The following is a 15,032-nucleotide window of genomic DNA, read 5'->3' on the forward strand; positions in this document are numbered from 1 at the left end:
AAAGTATTTCATCTCTCCTGTCGCGGTTTCTACCGTAGTTCATCTATAACTAAGTGAACAGTTAGCCGTAAAAACGCCACTTTGCGTCAACAATAATAATGACTGGCGGGAGTTCACATGCACAAACATCGCAAACCCACTGAAGCCGACGTTACCCCGGAATCCCTCTTCTATCAGCGTCGGCGCATATTAAAAGCGCTGGGTATTTCCGCTGCCGCGCTTTCACTGCCGTTTTCTGCACAGGCCGACCTGCTGGCCTGGTTTAAAGGCACCGATAAACCCAAAGCGCCGCCGGGTAAACCGCTCACATTTAGCCAACCCGCTGACTGGAAGCTCGATTTGCCGCTCACGCCGGAAGATAAGGTTACGGGCTATAACAACTTCTATGAGTTCGGGCTGGATAAAGCCGATCCGGCGGCCAATGCTGGCGGGTTAAAAACCGAAGGCTGGACCATCAAGATTGACGGTGATGTCGCCAAACCGCTCACGCTGGATATCGACGATTTGCTAAAGCGCTTTCCGCTGGAAGAGCGGATCTACCGTTTTCGCTGCGTCGAAGCGTGGTCGATGGTCATTCCGTGGGTCGGTTTTGAGCTGGCCAAGCTGATTAAATTTGCTGAACCCACCAGCAACGCACGCTACGTGGCGTTTCAGACGCTGTACGATCCAGAGCAGATGCCGGGACAAAAAGATCGCTTCATGGGCGGCGGGCTGGATTATCCCTATGTAGAAGGGTTGCGGATGGATGAAGCCATGAACCCGTTGGCACTGCTGGCTGTCGGCGTTTACGGCAAGACGTTGCCGCCGCAGAACGGTGCCCCCATCCGGTTAGTCACGCCGTGGAAATACGGCTTCAAGAACATCAAATCCATCGTACATATCCGGTTCACGCGTGAGAAACCACCCTGCACATGGAACCTGGCGGCTCCGGATGAATATGGCTTCTATGCCAACGTTAACCCCCATGTGGATCACCCGCGCTGGTCGCAGGCGACAGAACGCGTCATCGGTTCAGGCGGCCTGCTTAACGTTGAGCGTCAACCCACGCTGTTGTTCAACGGCTATGCAGAACAGGTCGCTTCGTTGTATCGCGGCTTGAATCTGCGCGACAACTTTTAGCTAATAAAACAAAACGCCTAGCTAATAACACAAAACGTCTCGCCAATAACACGTTGTCAGGATAGGAATTCACATCAGCATGAGACTGACGCTACAACACATTACCCGGTTAAAAGTGCTACTCCATCTGGCTGGTTTTCTGCCGCTGCTGTGGCTGATATTGTCGGTTGACCAAGGGTGGTTCAGCGCCGATCCGGCCAAGGATATCCAGCACTTTACCGGCAGAATGGCGCTGAAATTGCTGCTGGCGACGCTGCTAGTCACGCCACTGGCGCGCTACGGCAAACAGCCGCTGCTCATTCGCTGCCGCCGGCTCCTCGGGCTGTGGTGTTTTTTCTGGGCGACGTTACATCTGGTGAGTTACGCGCTGCTGGAACTGGGTCTGGATCATCTGGCGCTGTTGGGTAAGGAGCTGATATCCCGTCCCTATTTGACGCTGGGTGTCATAAGCTGGCTGATTTTGCTGGCGCTGGCAGTGACCTCGCCACAGATGATGATGCGCAAGTTGGGATCGCAATGGCAAAAACTGCATAATTTTGTCTATTTAGTCGCCATTCTTGCGCCTATCCACTATCTTTGGTCAGTTAAAACGCTGTCTCCACAGCCCATTTTGTATGCGCTGGCGGCACTGATATTGCTGCTGCTCCGTTATAAGAAATTTCGCCAGTGGTGGCGCTAAACGCCGCGCTAGCACAGGAAAACCCGACTGTGGGCTGCCGTAAAGCTGACGCAGTTTCACGCCCTGGTGTAGGAATATCTCCGCAGATAAGACCAGTATTTAGCTGCGAATTGCCACGATATAGTTATAATGCACGACTTTAATTTCTCGGGTGGACAATTTGCATCACGAAAGGTGACAAACGAATAGCTTCGCGCTATTTTGTGCGACACGGTTTTGGCAATCTTGGTCAATCGCGGGAGATAGCAGCACAATGGCAGAAAAGTTTCACATTTTGCTCTTGAACGGTCCAAACCTGAATCTGCTAGGAACCCGAGAGCCCGACAAATACGGTAAGACGACGCTAGCAGACATTGTCAGCGAACTGGAAACACAGGCGCAGGCATTGAACGTGAAGTTTTCCCATCTGCAATCCAACGCGGAACATGTTCTGATCGATACCATCCATCAGGCCAGAGGAAACACAGACTTCATTCTGATTAACCCGGCGGCATTCACACACACCAGCGTTGCGCTGCGTGATGCCCTGCTGGCGGTCTCGATTCCGTTTATCGAAATTCATCTGTCCAACGTGCACGCACGTGAGCCTTTTCGTCATCATTCCTACCTTTCTGATGTTGCGGTAGGCGTGATATGTGGCCTGGGGGCAGATGGTTATCAGTATGCTTTACAGACGGCGGTCAAACGCCTGTCAACTTCCAATTAAACAAAAGAGTACGGAACCACATCCATGGATATTCGTAAAATCAAAAAACTGATCGAACTGGTTGAAGAGTCCGGCATCGCCGAACTGGAAATTTCTGAAGGTGAAGAATCAGTACGTATCAGTCGTGCCCCAGCAGCAGTTAACTACCCGATGATGCAACAGGCCTACGCGACCCCGATGATGCAGCCACAGCCTGCTCTGGCCGCCGCCGTTGCACCAGCGCCAGTGGAAGCTGCCGCCGCACCGGCTGCCATCAGTGGACACATCGTTCGTTCTCCAATGGTTGGAACCTTCTATCGCACCCCAAGCCCAGACGCGAAAGCGTTCGTGGAAGTGGGTCAGCAAGTCAATGTTGGCGATACCCTGTGCATCGTCGAAGCCATGAAAATGATGAACCAGATCGAAGCCGACAAAGCGGGCGTGGTGAAAGCCATTCTGCTTGAAAGCGGTCAGCCGGTTGAATTTGACGAGCCACTGGTTGTCATCGAATAACGAGGCTTATCATGCTAGATAAAATCGTTATCGCTAACCGCGGAGAGATTGCGCTGCGTATTTTGCGTGCCTGTAAAGAACTGGGCATCAAAACTGTCGCCGTTCACTCCAGTGCGGATCGCGATTTAAAACACGTATTGCTGGCGGACGAAACCGTGTGTATCGGTCCAGCACCGTCAACAAAAAGCTATCTGAACATCCCTGCGATTATTTCCGCTGCGGAAATCACCGGGGCCGTCGCGATTCACCCTGGCTACGGTTTCCTGTCCGAAAACGCGGATTTCGCTGAGCAGGTTGAACGCTCTGGCTTTATCTTCATCGGCCCACGCGCAGAAACCATTCGCCTGATGGGCGACAAAGTGTCTGCCATCACCGCCATGAAAAAAGCGGGTGTCCCAACCGTACCAGGTTCTGACGGCCCTCTGACCGACGACATGGACGCTAACCGTGTTCATGCAAAACGCATTGGCTATCCGGTCATCATCAAAGCCTCTGGCGGCGGCGGTGGTCGTGGTATGCGCGTCGTGCGCAGCGACAAAGAGCTGGAACAATCCATCAACATGACCCGTGCGGAAGCCAAAGCGGCTTTCAACAACGACATGGTCTACATGGAAAAATATCTGGAAAACCCACGTCACGTGGAAATTCAGATTCTGGCTGATGGTCAGGGTCACGCCGTCTATCTGGCCGAGCGTGACTGTTCCATGCAGCGTCGTCACCAGAAAGTGGTGGAAGAAGCGCCAGCACCAGGCATTACGGACGAGCTGCGTCGCAACATCGGCGATCGCTGCGCCAAAGCCTGTATCGATATCAACTATCGCGGTGCGGGTACGTTCGAGTTCCTGTACGAAAACGGTGAGTTCTACTTCATTGAAATGAACACCCGTATTCAGGTAGAGCATCCGGTCACCGAAATGATTACCGGCGTGGATCTGATCAAAGAGCAGCTGCGCATCGCTGCCGGTCTGCCATTGTCCATCAAGCAGAAAGACGTCAAGGTTCGCGGCCATGCGGTGGAATGCCGTATCAACGCGGAAGACCCGAACACGTTCCTGCCAAGCCCGGGTAAAATCACGCGTTTCCACGCGCCGGGCGGCTTTGGTGTCCGTTGGGAATCGCATATTTACGCCGGTTATACCGTACCGCCGTATTACGATTCCATGATCGGCAAGCTGATCACCTACGGCGAAACGCGCGAAATCGCGATTTCCCGTATGAAGAACGCGCTGGCTGAACTGATTATCGATGGTATTAAAACCAACATCGAACTTCAGATGAAGATCATGAGCGACGAAAACTTCCAGAGAGGTGGCACGAACATCCACTATCTGGAGAAGAAACTCGGCTTGCAGTAAACACTTCGCAATCGAGTCAAAAGGCCAGCTTACGCTGGCCTTTGTTATTTATGCCGATGTCTATCTCTTAAATAATCCCATTGAGGATTAATCATTCCAATCACATTTCCAGCGATACCTGATGTGGTCATTTGAACCGAAAAATAAGATACGTTTTACGCGGGGACACATCGAAGGAAGAAATATTCTGCGGTAAAAAATAAGCCGATAAACCCGTATATATCCGTCGTTTATCGGCAGTGATCGTTATATTTCGCGACAGAAACCGACAATTATTTCCGGGTAGCCAGAATAATACTGGATGCTTTAACCAGCGCGATTAATTCGTTGCCCACATCAATGTTCATCTCTTCCAGACTCTCATTGGTCACGGTTGAGGTCAGCGTCAACCCACCCGCAGTCACCAGTTGTACCGTCGAGTTTACGGCGCCTTTCGTAACGGAACTCACCTTGCCGTGAAACTGATTGCGGGCAGAAAAATTCAAACCACATTCGGCGGATGCCAGAATGACCCAGGGGGCTTTCACCAGCGCAATCGCCGGCTTGCCAACGGCCAGGTCCATAGATTGACAGCTGGCTCGTGTAATCACCGTCGTTAACTTATCTCCACTTTCCAGAGTCAATGCGACTTCATTGTTTACCGCCCCCTCAACAATGGAAGACACAACACCCGAAAGCTGATTTCTTGCTGAAACTGACATAACGACTCCTTTGGTTCATCTTTAACATAGACACTGAGATATTGAGCACTAAAACATCGGCAACCCGACCTACAACAGCGCCAATAACGCTAGCGTTATTATTATGTTCCCTTGCGCACCGCTAATATTCTGCTCAGGAATAGCAGGTGATAAATAATAGCCCTATAGTAAATCTTCTCCTGAGAAAATTATGCGATGTGACGTCCATCATTCGCTAATTACCTCAAGATCAATAAGCAAAAATACTCATTTAGTATTATTTTGTGGCGAGATAAATTTTATTTCCGCCTTGCTCTGTTGCTCACCAGACCGAAATAAAGCGGCAAAGTGACACACTAACCCCCTCTTTTTATTCCCCAATGGTAAAGCCGTTTTTTCACCAAACGATGAGTACCCCATAGCGGGCTTTTACGCCAATGGCGTAATTCTTACTAGTCAATTGGCCCACATGCCGTAAAATTCCCGCTTTCGTCATCACGACGATCATAACAATACCCATGCCCTAAAATGACGGGCTAATCCTCCCATTTACGGTGGAGAAGAACATGGATACACGCTTTCCTCAGGCGCACAGAGAAGCCCGCTGGGCTTTTGGCCTGACGCTGGTTTATTTAGTGGCCTGGGCGCTTGCCGCCTATTTGCCAGACAACACGCAAGGGATAACCGGCCTTCCACACTGGTTTGAGATGGCCTGCCTACTGCTGCCGCTCGTGTTTACGCTGCTGTGCTGGCTGATGGTTCGCGTCATTTTCCGCGATATCTCACTGGAGAGTGACGATGCAAATTGAAATTTTATTGCCGCTGATTGGCTATCTGCTGCTGGTCTTCGGGCTGTCGGTCTATGCGTACCGTCGCCGTAAGGCGGGCAACTTTCTTAACGAATACTTCCTTGGCGGCCGCTCGATGGGCGGGTTTGTGCTAGCAATGACGCTGATCGGCACTTACGTCAGCGCCAGCTCATTTATCGGTGGACCGGGTGCCGCGTATAAATACGGCCTGGGCTGGGTGCTGCTGTCGATGATCCAGCTTCCCACCATGCTGCTGTCGTTGGGTATTTTGGGGAAAAAATTCGCCATTCTGGCGCGGCGCTACAACGCTATCACGCTGAATGACATGCTATACGCCCGCTATAACAGCCCGCTGTTGGTGTGGTTCGCCAGCATCAGCCTGCTGGTCGCGTTTATCGGCGCGATGGCCGTGCAATTCATCGGCGGCGCACGCCTGCTGGAAACCGCAGCGAACATCCCTTACGACATCGGCCTGCTGATTTTTGGCGTCACCATCGCGCTGTACACCACGTTTGGCGGTTTCCGTGCCAGCGTGCTGAATGATGCGATGCAGGGCATCGTGATGTTGATCGGCACCGTCATCCTACTAGTCGGCGTGATCTATGCCGCTGGCGGTTTACACAGCGCGGTGGATAAACTGCAACAGATCGACCCAATGCTGGTCTCTCCGCAGGGCAGCGGCGGTATTCTGTCGATGCCGTTTATGGCCTCATTCTGGGTGCTGGTCTGCTTCGGCGTTATCGGCCTGCCGAACACCGCCGTCCGCTGTATCTCTTATCGCGACAGCAAAGCGCTGCACCGCGGGATTATTATCGGTACCATCGTCATCGGCATTCTGATGCTCGGCATGCATCTGGCTGGGGCGCTGGGCCGCGCCGTGATGCCAAATCTGACGATTCCCGATCAGGTGTTACCGGCGCTGATGGTCACCGTACTACCGCCACTGGCCGCCGGGATCTTTCTCGCTGCGCCAATGGCCGCTATCATGTCCAACATTAATGCGCATCTGCTTCAGGCTTCCGCGACGATCATCAAGGATCTCTATCTCAGCGTACGTCCGCAGCAGATCCATAACGAACGCCGCATCAAGATCCTGTCCAGCATGACCACGCTGCTGTTGGGTCTGCTGGTGCTACTGGCTTCCTTACGGCCGCCAGATATGATCATCTGGCTAAACCTGCTGGCGTTTGGCGGACTGGAAGCGGTGTTCCTGTGGCCGCTGGTGCTGGGCCTGTACTGGGAACGCGCGAATGCCGCAGGTGCGCTTAGCGCCATGTTCAGCGGGGCGATTTGCTATACCTTACTGGCCAGCTTCAATCTTCAACTGGCCGGATATCACCCGATTGTGCCATCGCTGTTACTCAGCCTGATGGCGTTTATTATTGGCAACCGCTTTGGTCATAATCCACCAGCGCCAGTTGCCGCTTCATCTTCACTTTAAATGTAATAGAGACTGCTATGCCGTGGATTCAACTGAAAATAAACACCTCAGGAAATGTTGCAGAACAACTGGGTGACGCCATGATAGAAAGCGGTGCGGTATCCGTTACGTTTCAGGATACGCACGATACCCCGGTGTTCGAACCGCTGCCGGGCGAAACCCGCCTGTGGGGTGATACCGACGCGATTGCGCTGTACGACGCCGAAACCGACATGAATGACGTTATCGCCATACTGGAGCAAGAACCGCTGCTGGGCGTCGGTTTTAAACACAAAATCGAACAGTTGGAAGACAAAGACTGGGAACGTGAATGGATGGATAACTTCCACCCGATGCAGTTCGGTAAACGTCTGTGGATTTGCCCAAGCTGGCGTGACATTCCTGACCCAACCGCCGTCAACGTCATGCTCGATCCCGGTCTGGCGTTTGGCACCGGTACCCACCCAACGACCGCGCTGTGCCTGCAATGGCTCGACGGACTGGATCTGGAAGGGAAAACCATCATCGATTTCGGCTGCGGTTCCGGCATTCTGGCGATTGCCGCTCTGAAACTGGGTGCCGCACGCGCTATCGGGATTGATATCGATCCGCAGGCGATTCAGGCCAGCCGCGACAACGCACAGCGCAACGGCGTCTCCGAACGTCTTGAGCTTTATCTGCCGAAAGACCAGCCTGCCGACCTGTCTGCCGATGTCGTCGTCGCCAACATCCTTGCTGGCCCGCTGCGCGAACTGGCACCGCTGATTAGCGATCTACCTAAAGCGGGCGGCCACCTCGGCCTGTCAGGCGTACTGGCGACGCAGGCCGACGGCGTCGCAGAAGCCTACACAGACAAGTTCACGCTCGATCCGGTGGCAGAACGCGAAGAGTGGTGCCGCATTACCGGTCAACGCCGCGCGTCTTAATCACGTTACCTCTTCCCGCTCCGCCCGCCGTGTACGCAACGGTGGGCGAGCTTCTTCTTGTTATACCTCATGATTTCTCCCGATAAGCTGGCGTATTATGCTGGCCGGCAAGTGACCGGACGCACCTGCGCCCGGCGCTCAACGATGCCGTATCATTATTTTTAAGGGATGAAAAATGAAGGGTAAACTCTCTATCGTATTGATGCTGTCAGCCTGCTTTCCCGTACTGGCGGCCGATCCGGTACACTGGGGCTACGAAGGCAACGGCGATCCGGCGCATTGGGGAAAGCTGTCCCCAGACTTCTCGCTGTGTGAAACCGGTAAAAACCAATCTCCCATCAATATCCGTCAGGCACTGAACGCCCAGCACGACCCTTTACAACTAGCCTTCCTGCCAGGGACACAGCAAATCATCAACAATGGGCATACCGTTCAGGTTAACGTCGGTCCGGGGAATACACTGCTGTTGGATAACGAGACATTCACCTTACAGCAGTTTCACTTCCACGCACCGAGCGAGAATGAAATTGACGGTAAACAGTTTCCGCTGGAAGGCCATTTTGTCTATAAAGACGCAAGCGGCGCGCTTACCGTTATCGCGCTGATGTTTCAGGAGGGAGAAGCCAATCAGCCGTTAGCCACGGCATGGCAGCAGATTCCAGCTCAGGTTAATCAGGCGGAGGACGTGCGCACGCCAATCGCGATTCAGAGCCTGTTACCGACGTCATTAAACTACTATCGGTTTAGTGGGTCGCTCACCACGCCGCCATGCTCAGAGGGCATTCGCTGGCTGGTGCTGGATCACCCCGTCACCGCCTCTGCTGAACAAATCAACCAGTTCCGCGCGGTCATGCATCACGCGAATAATCGCCCCATACAGCCGCTTAATGGCCGCGTCATCATCCACTAAGCCACTCTACGAGGCTGGTCTGACCGTCTGTCGGCCAGCCTCCGCTCAATCACCGCCCTTTTTTACCGCATTAACCAAGCATTTCACTGATAAATCCTTGATAGGCTGTGGTATCTCCACTCAAAATGACCGCGCTTACAGATAAAATTCTGTAAGCAGATGAATATTTTACCGAGCAAAAAACCAGCACAAAAACATAACATACTGTTAAATATGAATAATATTTTCATATGCTTCTACGAACTGCATTTTCATTGATCGATAGCCGTAAATTGGTCAAAGTTTGGCCTTTCATCTGACGTAAAAAATGCGTAATATACGCGCCCTTGCAGGCACAGTATGGTCAATTTTTGTCTATGCACATTGGACAATTTCAGCTTACCAATCGTTTGATAGCAGCCCCAATGGCTGGTATTAGCGATCGCCCATTTAGAGCACTCTGTCACGCGATGGGCGCTGGAATGACCGTGTCTGAAATGCTTTCTTCCAATCCGGAAGTGTGGCGTTCGGACAAGTCGCGTTTGCGAATGGTTCATAGCGATGAACCGGGTATCAGAGCCGTGCAGATTGCCGGTTGTGACCCCGATGAGATGGCGGCGGCAGCGAGAATCAATGCTGATTCCGGCGCGCAAATCATTGACATCAATATGGGCTGCCCGGCGAAGAAGGTGAACCGCAAGATGGCAGGATCTGCATTGTTGCAGTATCCGGATTTGGTCAAACAGATCCTCTCTTCGGTGGTGAAAGCGGTAGACGTACCGGTGACACTGAAGATCCGTACCGGTTGGGCACCAGAGCATCGTAACTGTGTAGAAATTGCCAAACTGGCTGAAGACTGTGGCATTCAGGCGTTAACCATTCACGGACGCACCCGTGCGTGCCTGTTCAATGGTTCCGCGGAATACGACAGCATTCGGGCAGTTAAGCAGGCCGTTTCCATTCCTATTATTGCGAATGGCGACATTACAGACCCGCATAAAGCCAGAGCGGTTCTTGACTACACCGGGGCTGACGCCCTGATGATAGGACGAGCCGCTCAGGGAAGACCCTGGATCTTTCGGGAAATCCAGCATTATCTGGACACAGGGGAGTTGCTGGCACCAATGCCGTTGGCAGAGGTCAAGCGCTTGTTGATCGAGCATATACGGGAATTGCACGACTTTTATGGTCCAGGCAAGGGATTTCGTATCGCTCGTAAGCACGTATCCTGGTATCTCCAGGAGCATGCCCCAAACGACCAGTTTAGGCGCACATTCAACGCCATTGAGGATGCCAGCGAGCAGCTGGAGGCGTTGAAGGCATATTTTGAAAATCTTGCGTAAACAGAAAAAGAGCTGACAGAACTATGTTCGAACAACGCGTGAATTCTGACGTACTGACCGTTTCCACTGTAAACTCTCAGGCTCAGGTAACCCAAAAACCCCTGCGCGACTCGGTTAAACAGGCACTGAAGAACTATTTTGCTCAATTGAACGGTCAGGATGTAAGTGACCTTTATGAGCTGGTACTGGCTGAAGTTGAACAGCCACTGTTGGACATGGTGATGCAATACACCCGCGGTAACCAAACCCGCGCTGCCCTGATGATGGGCATCAACCGCGGTACTCTGCGTAAGAAATTGAAAAAATACGGCATGAACTGATACTAATCAGTTAAGCATTTGAAAAAAGGCGCTTTACCTCTTGGGTTAAGCGCCTTTTTCTTTGCCTTCTATTTAGGCTTCGACCTTAGCATGGACGTTCTGAGCGGTGACGTCTGCAAGATGAGGGAGCCGTTGTTAATGACTAAAGTCACAACGATTGAATGCAAGGTTCCCGCACGCTGCTGTTGCTAAAGTGGAAAGTAGCCTTGAAGCTGATGAAACAAAGGCGCAATGCATCGTCACTGCAGCAAAAAGCGAGGTCAAACGCCGCTGGCGCAAACAATCCAAAGACTGACTGTTGTTACTGCTCTGGCTAGTGTTTAGCCTAGCATCTTCGTAACCTAACGTTGATAGCCAGCTCGGAGCCAAAAACGGGCACTACTTACAGCACAATTCATTAATCAGTTGGGGGAAAATTACTGTGTTTTGGGAGCAGCACAGTCGCTGTAAAAAAGCCCTTTACTATAAAGGGCTGATACATGTTGTATCCATCTCACTCAGAAAAGTTGATGGCCTGTTTTATATATTGCATGGTATCTGCTGAATAATTTTTCTTATTCACATCTAAAAATGAGGCTCCGGTGACACTCCCCAATTTGTTTGGCTCGAGATAATACATATGGCTTTCAGCACTAATGACACCATCACTGATAAGTTTGGCTAAAAGAGCTCGTCCATCAACATCACGAAGCATGCGAACATGGTTAATTTTATCCTGAAGCCTTGCGAGCCTTCCTTTGCTATGAGAGCGAAATGCCATGACTATACGCCTAAATACCCTTAACGTATCAGCAACACGACCACTTGATTCATCATCAGAGAATTTGCTCGAAAAAGCAGACCATGGGTATGCTTCCGAAGAAGGCCAGCTAACGTAAAGTTCAGACCCAGGCCTTACGATTGGAACGTTGACAGGCTTGTCGCTTTTAAAGTTTTTAGCCTCAAGGATAACATTGGTGTTGGCTGCATCACTCTTTACGGATTTAACGATTATCCTCTCACTATGGATAATCAAATTATCACAAGAAATACTTACAGGTGAAAATAGCTCCAACTGATCGCTTGAAGAAAATTCAACATCTGAACTATCTGTATTTACAAAAACATTTCCAACCTTGCTTCCTAAAAGTAGGACACCATACCCATCTGAAGAGAACTCTATCTCTTTAAATACATCATCTTCATTAAGAATGAACTCTATATTAAGAGAAAAATCATCATTATCATTAACTATTAATGTCGCATTATCTGAGTTTTTAAGCTTTGATAATGCAGAATCAAATAACAGCCCAACATATTCGCTACTAATCTTAGAAGAGCCCTCTTCTGGTAAAGCTTCGACAAAGAAGTCAAATAGGAAGGGGTTGGGTGTAATTCGTCCAGAAAGGCAATAATTGCGAGCCGCTTTTGCTATATTCGATTTACCACTCTGTAAGGCATGAGCCAACACACAGGCTTCAAAAACTGAACTAGCACATTTTCTTCCCGCTCCATCCAAAAAAGGATGCTGGGGTAACATACTATTGACTGCATCATCATAAACTGAAACAAGGTCACTGGTTAATACTGAATGGATTGGTATGGGCTCAATATTAAGAATATGGCAAGAAAGCTTATTCAGCTGTTCATCAGCAGTGTATAAATTATCTTTGAATGACTCAAATTTCTCTGACAATTGAGTCGTTAATTTCCCTTGTTCACGACTCAAAATAGCTTTGCATATATTGAGGAGCAACTCGCCACTGAGGATACTGGCCATTTCATCAGAAATTCTAGATGGATTAGATATGGTTCCGACAACCTTAGACACAGCATCTAGAACAGGCGCATACCCAAAGAACCGAGTTGACTCATTACCGGACACTTCTCTTAACGATGCAACAATTTCAGAAACAGACTTTTCATAAACAGGGTAATGGTCACGTAAAGCAGCCGGAAGATGCTTGTAGTCATTATTTGAAAAATATCTTTCAGACAATCCTTTTATCGACTCTAATATAAATAATGATGCTTCACACTCATTAAAGAACTCAATATCAAAAACAGGGCAATCAATTCCGTGGACATCACTAAGGATCAACCAAGTCTCTTCTATTATACCAACCCTTCCAAATATTATTATAGGATTGGCATTCCTCTTAGATACACTGTTCACATCTTCAAGAAAGTCTTCAAATGAATTTTGAGTTACCCGTAGTCTGGCCTCATCTAAAGAATCAATGACAAGTCCAGCAGTTCCTTCATTCCACTCATTAAGGATATCTTTATTAGCAAGACCACCGATAAGATAGTTCCCCGCTATTGTAGAAGCTTGTGATAAGTCTAAATATATAGCACCTGTCTGATTACTTAACTCTCTAGCCATCACTGACTTCCCTACAGCTCCAGGGGCACTTATCAAAATTATCTTAGCGCTGTCTATATCACCAAATAACGACTCATTCAAAGTTAGTCTCGCAGGAATATATTTTTTACTATTTTTCTTGGTAAAAATCCAACCATTGGAGTCACAGTGATTAACTATAGGTTTAACGTTACTAAGTAAAGCGGCAATGTTATTTAATGTGTGTGTCATTTACCCCCCTTTCCCTTCGGAAATAGATTTTTCTAGATACTCCCATCTCAATCCATGGTTTGTCTTCTTTCAGAGATACAACTTGGAGAGCTTCTGCCTCCAGGACTTTTTGAACCAACACATGAATGCACTGGCGCGATCGATGTCAAATCCGAACCAGAACATGGCGTAAGCCTAGTTAAAATATATGTGTTTCGCCAGAATGACAGGTTCCTTACCGAAAATAAGTACTCCGAAGTGAACAGCTCAAGCTACCTAGATACTTCTTAGTCACAGGCAATACTGCTATTCATTTTGCCCGTTAACACCTGCTTCCCGTACCAGTTGCAGCAGTTCATCCGCCAGCGCGGGACTGTCGCCAAATGACCAGCGTAGCGCGTCTGGGTATTGCTCTAATCCTTGCTTGCTCATCATCTTCCCCTGTTATACGACCATCAGGTAATATCCACTTCTACCCAGAGCGCGGCATGGTCGGACGCCGCCGTGTCCCATGAGGTGACTTCCGGTAGCGGCGTAACGGGTTCCGCGCCCTCTTTGGCGGCAATTTTGTCGATATTATAAATGCCCCGACGTTCGACTCCCCAGCCTACCACCGCCTGATGCAGCGGTGCAGATAAGAAAATGTAGTCCAGTTGGTTTAACCGAGCCCCTTTCTTTCCCCCAGCGAAATAGTAGGTGTAGCGCTCTTTTTCTGGGCGATCAGGGTCGATAACCGGGTGTAAATCCGACAGAGAAAACAGCGGAGCCAAGCTGTGCCAGGGGTTTGACGAATCCTCGTTCAAATCGCCGAGAATGACCACGTAATCCTTCTTGAGATCGTAAGTCTGTTGCACAATCTCCGCGACGCGTTCGGCCTGATCGCGACGTTTCTCCGCCCCACGCTGCCGCTCTTCCTCCGTTTGACCGCTCTGGCTTTTGAAATGGTTACACAGAATATAAATCGGCTGTTTGAGACCGGCATCCAGCGTCACTTCGAGGCAGTCACGGCTAAATACGGGATCGAAACGCTTTCCGGCATCAAAAATATGCGTGCGGAGCTGAGCAATCCGATAGCGCGTCAGGCAGGCGACATCAATACCGCGCGGATCGTTCGGGCTGTCGATCATCACGAACTGGCTGAATTTACTGTCCCCCAGTACCTGATTGTTGAAATCACGCAGGACGTCCATATTTTCGACCTCAACGGCGCACAGAAGGTCGGCGTTAAGCAGGGTAATAATCTTGCCTGTATTCTTACGCTGCTGACTGCTAAATTCTTGAGCCTTAAATACGATTTCGCCGATCCAATCACCACGTCCCCGGCAGCTTTTATTAATTCGGAATCCGGTGCCGGCGTCCTCTTTTTTCCATCGCCCCAACGTGCCTGCGTCAGTACGGATATCAATATAAGGGCGCAGTGCGATAGAAAGGCGGAACACCTGATCTTTCAGGGCATCATCGTATTGGGGCTGTTCAAGAAGATGCTGAAGCTGCCTGACCTGCTGCAATAAGGCGTCAATCTGCCGGGAATCAGGGAGGTTGAGAATCGCGGTACGGTGGAACAGGTTCTCGACGTTATAGCTGGCGATACGGATCTTCATTGTTATCTCCTGCTAGGTAGTGGCAAAAGCAATGATGTCCTTTTGAGAATAGAAGCCCATTGTGACAGTTGGGCAACATTCCCGGCAGCGATAGACTTTTTCTATCGTTCTTTAACTCAACATGGTTAAAACGTGTTAG

15 protein-coding genes and 1 pseudogene are annotated in these 15,032 nt (G+C 50.1%); 12 read left to right on the forward strand and 4 right to left on the reverse strand.

Annotated features, from left to right (window positions below):
* Positions 1-117 precede the first annotated feature (117 nt).
* The 5 genes from msrP (at position 118) to accC (ending at position 4,351) form a co-directional block, all read left to right on the forward strand.
* A complete protein-coding gene (msrP, locus tag I2D83_RS20615; protein WP_012772972.1) occupies positions 118-1,119 on the forward strand; it encodes a protein-methionine-sulfoxide reductase catalytic subunit MsrP in 1,002 nt (333 codons plus the stop codon).
* A gap of 79 nt (positions 1,120-1,198) precedes the next feature.
* The gene (gene msrQ / locus I2D83_RS20620; protein ID WP_194431449.1) at positions 1,199-1,798 is read left to right on the forward strand and encodes a protein-methionine-sulfoxide reductase heme-binding subunit MsrQ; all 600 of its coding nucleotides are present in this window, start codon (positions 1,199-1,201) and stop codon (positions 1,796-1,798) included.
* A gap of 253 nt (positions 1,799-2,051) precedes the next feature.
* Positions 2,052-2,504, forward strand: a complete 453-nt coding sequence (aroQ, locus tag I2D83_RS20625; protein WP_012772970.1) for a type II 3-dehydroquinate dehydratase — start codon at positions 2,052-2,054, stop codon at positions 2,502-2,504.
* 24 nt (positions 2,505-2,528) lie between these two features.
* Entirely contained in the window at positions 2,529-2,996 is a 468-nt protein-coding gene (accB, locus tag I2D83_RS20630; RefSeq protein WP_012772969.1) for an acetyl-CoA carboxylase biotin carboxyl carrier protein, read from the forward strand.
* Positions 2,997-3,007: 11 nt separating this feature from the next.
* A complete protein-coding gene (accC, locus tag I2D83_RS20635) occupies positions 3,008-4,351 on the forward strand; it encodes an acetyl-CoA carboxylase biotin carboxylase subunit (RefSeq protein WP_012772968.1) in 1,344 nt (447 codons plus the stop codon).
* A gap of 272 nt (positions 4,352-4,623) precedes the next feature.
* Here the strand turns inward: accC and I2D83_RS20640 are convergent, their stop codons facing one another.
* Positions 4,624-5,052: a TOBE domain-containing protein gene (locus I2D83_RS20640; protein WP_012772967.1), complete on the reverse strand. Its 429-nt coding sequence runs from the start codon at positions 5,050-5,052 to the stop codon at positions 4,624-4,626.
* 545 nt (positions 5,053-5,597) lie between these two features.
* Here I2D83_RS20640 and I2D83_RS20645 point away from each other — a divergent pair.
* The 7 genes from I2D83_RS20645 to I2D83_RS22530 all read left to right on the forward strand — a co-directional run bounded on the left by I2D83_RS20645 (position 5,598) and on the right by I2D83_RS22530 (position 11,033).
* On the forward strand, positions 5,598-5,840 hold the full coding sequence (locus tag I2D83_RS20645; RefSeq protein WP_180779475.1) for a YhdT family protein: 243 nt from the start codon (positions 5,598-5,600) through the stop codon (positions 5,838-5,840).
* On the forward strand, positions 5,830-7,281 hold the full coding sequence (gene panF / locus I2D83_RS20650; RefSeq protein ID WP_205947227.1) for a sodium/pantothenate symporter: 1,452 nt from the start codon (positions 5,830-5,832) through the stop codon (positions 7,279-7,281). The genes I2D83_RS20645 and panF overlap by 11 nt, the downstream gene beginning before the upstream one ends.
* A 17-nt stretch (positions 7,282-7,298) precedes the next feature.
* Positions 7,299-8,186, forward strand: a complete 888-nt coding sequence (gene prmA, locus I2D83_RS20655) for a 50S ribosomal protein L11 methyltransferase (RefSeq protein ID WP_205947228.1) — start codon at positions 7,299-7,301, stop codon at positions 8,184-8,186.
* Positions 8,187-8,361: 175 nt separating this feature from the next.
* Entirely contained in the window at positions 8,362-9,096 is a 735-nt protein-coding gene (locus tag I2D83_RS20660; RefSeq protein WP_205947229.1) for a carbonic anhydrase, read from the forward strand.
* 356 nt (positions 9,097-9,452) lie between these two features.
* The gene (dusB, locus tag I2D83_RS20665; RefSeq protein ID WP_012772962.1) at positions 9,453-10,418 is read left to right on the forward strand and encodes a tRNA dihydrouridine synthase DusB; all 966 of its coding nucleotides are present in this window, start codon (positions 9,453-9,455) and stop codon (positions 10,416-10,418) included.
* A gap of 23 nt (positions 10,419-10,441) precedes the next feature.
* On the forward strand, positions 10,442-10,738 hold the full coding sequence (fis, locus tag I2D83_RS20670) for a DNA-binding transcriptional regulator Fis (protein WP_005975342.1): 297 nt from the start codon (positions 10,442-10,444) through the stop codon (positions 10,736-10,738).
* Between the two features lie 193 nt (positions 10,739-10,931).
* A complete protein-coding gene (locus I2D83_RS22530; RefSeq protein WP_277395608.1) occupies positions 10,932-11,033 on the forward strand; it encodes a hypothetical protein in 102 nt (33 codons plus the stop codon).
* A gap of 198 nt (positions 11,034-11,231) precedes the next feature.
* On the opposite strand, the gene I2D83_RS20675 is transcribed toward I2D83_RS22530, so the two are convergent.
* From I2D83_RS20675 to I2D83_RS20685, 3 genes and pseudogenes are all read right to left on the reverse strand, one after another.
* Positions 11,232-13,313 (reverse strand): hypothetical protein, encoded by a 2,082-nt coding sequence (locus I2D83_RS20675; protein WP_205947230.1) that lies wholly within the window; start codon positions 13,311-13,313, stop codon positions 11,232-11,234.
* 312 nt (positions 13,314-13,625) lie between these two features.
* A pseudogene (locus tag I2D83_RS20680) lies at positions 13,626-13,724 on the reverse strand (ASCH domain-containing protein); the annotation flags it as partial.
* Positions 13,725-13,747: 23 nt separating this feature from the next.
* Positions 13,748-14,893 (reverse strand): endonuclease/exonuclease/phosphatase family protein, encoded by a 1,146-nt coding sequence (locus I2D83_RS20685; protein WP_205947231.1) that lies wholly within the window; start codon positions 14,891-14,893, stop codon positions 13,748-13,750.
* Between the last annotated feature and the right edge of the window lie 139 nt (positions 14,894-15,032).

It is taken from the genome of Pectobacterium aroidearum, assembly GCF_015689195.1.
In the GTDB taxonomy this organism is placed as follows: Bacteria; Pseudomonadota; Gammaproteobacteria; order Enterobacterales; family Enterobacteriaceae; genus Pectobacterium; species Pectobacterium aroidearum.

What these genes read in the sequence shown, in the direction of transcription:
- msrP (WP_012772972.1), top strand. Translation starts at nt 118, where the DNA reads ATGCACAAACATCGCAAACCCACTGAAGCCGACGTTACCCCGGAATCC.
- msrQ (WP_194431449.1), top strand. Translation starts at nt 1,199, where the DNA reads ATGAGACTGACGCTACAACACATTACCCGGTTAAAAGTGCTACTCCAT.
- aroQ (WP_012772970.1), top strand. Translation starts at nt 2,052, where the DNA reads ATGGCAGAAAAGTTTCACATTTTGCTCTTGAACGGTCCAAACCTGAAT.
- accB (WP_012772969.1), top strand. Translation starts at nt 2,529, where the DNA reads ATGGATATTCGTAAAATCAAAAAACTGATCGAACTGGTTGAAGAGTCC.
- accC (WP_012772968.1), top strand. Translation starts at nt 3,008, where the DNA reads ATGCTAGATAAAATCGTTATCGCTAACCGCGGAGAGATTGCGCTGCGT.
- I2D83_RS20640 (WP_012772967.1), bottom strand. Translation starts at nt 5,052, where the DNA reads ATGTCAGTTTCAGCAAGAAATCAGCTTTCGGGTGTTGTGTCTTCCATT.
- I2D83_RS20645 (WP_180779475.1), top strand. Translation starts at nt 5,598, where the DNA reads ATGGATACACGCTTTCCTCAGGCGCACAGAGAAGCCCGCTGGGCTTTT.
- panF (WP_205947227.1), top strand. Translation starts at nt 5,830, where the DNA reads ATGCAAATTGAAATTTTATTGCCGCTGATTGGCTATCTGCTGCTGGTC.
- prmA (WP_205947228.1), top strand. Translation starts at nt 7,299, where the DNA reads ATGCCGTGGATTCAACTGAAAATAAACACCTCAGGAAATGTTGCAGAA.
- I2D83_RS20660 (WP_205947229.1), top strand. Translation starts at nt 8,362, where the DNA reads ATGAAGGGTAAACTCTCTATCGTATTGATGCTGTCAGCCTGCTTTCCC.
- dusB (WP_012772962.1), top strand. Translation starts at nt 9,453, where the DNA reads ATGCACATTGGACAATTTCAGCTTACCAATCGTTTGATAGCAGCCCCA.
- fis (WP_005975342.1), top strand. Translation starts at nt 10,442, where the DNA reads ATGTTCGAACAACGCGTGAATTCTGACGTACTGACCGTTTCCACTGTA.
- I2D83_RS20675 (WP_205947230.1), bottom strand. Translation starts at nt 13,313, where the DNA reads ATGACACACACATTAAATAACATTGCCGCTTTACTTAGTAACGTTAAA.
- I2D83_RS20685 (WP_205947231.1), bottom strand. Translation starts at nt 14,893, where the DNA reads ATGAAGATCCGTATCGCCAGCTATAACGTCGAGAACCTGTTCCACCGT.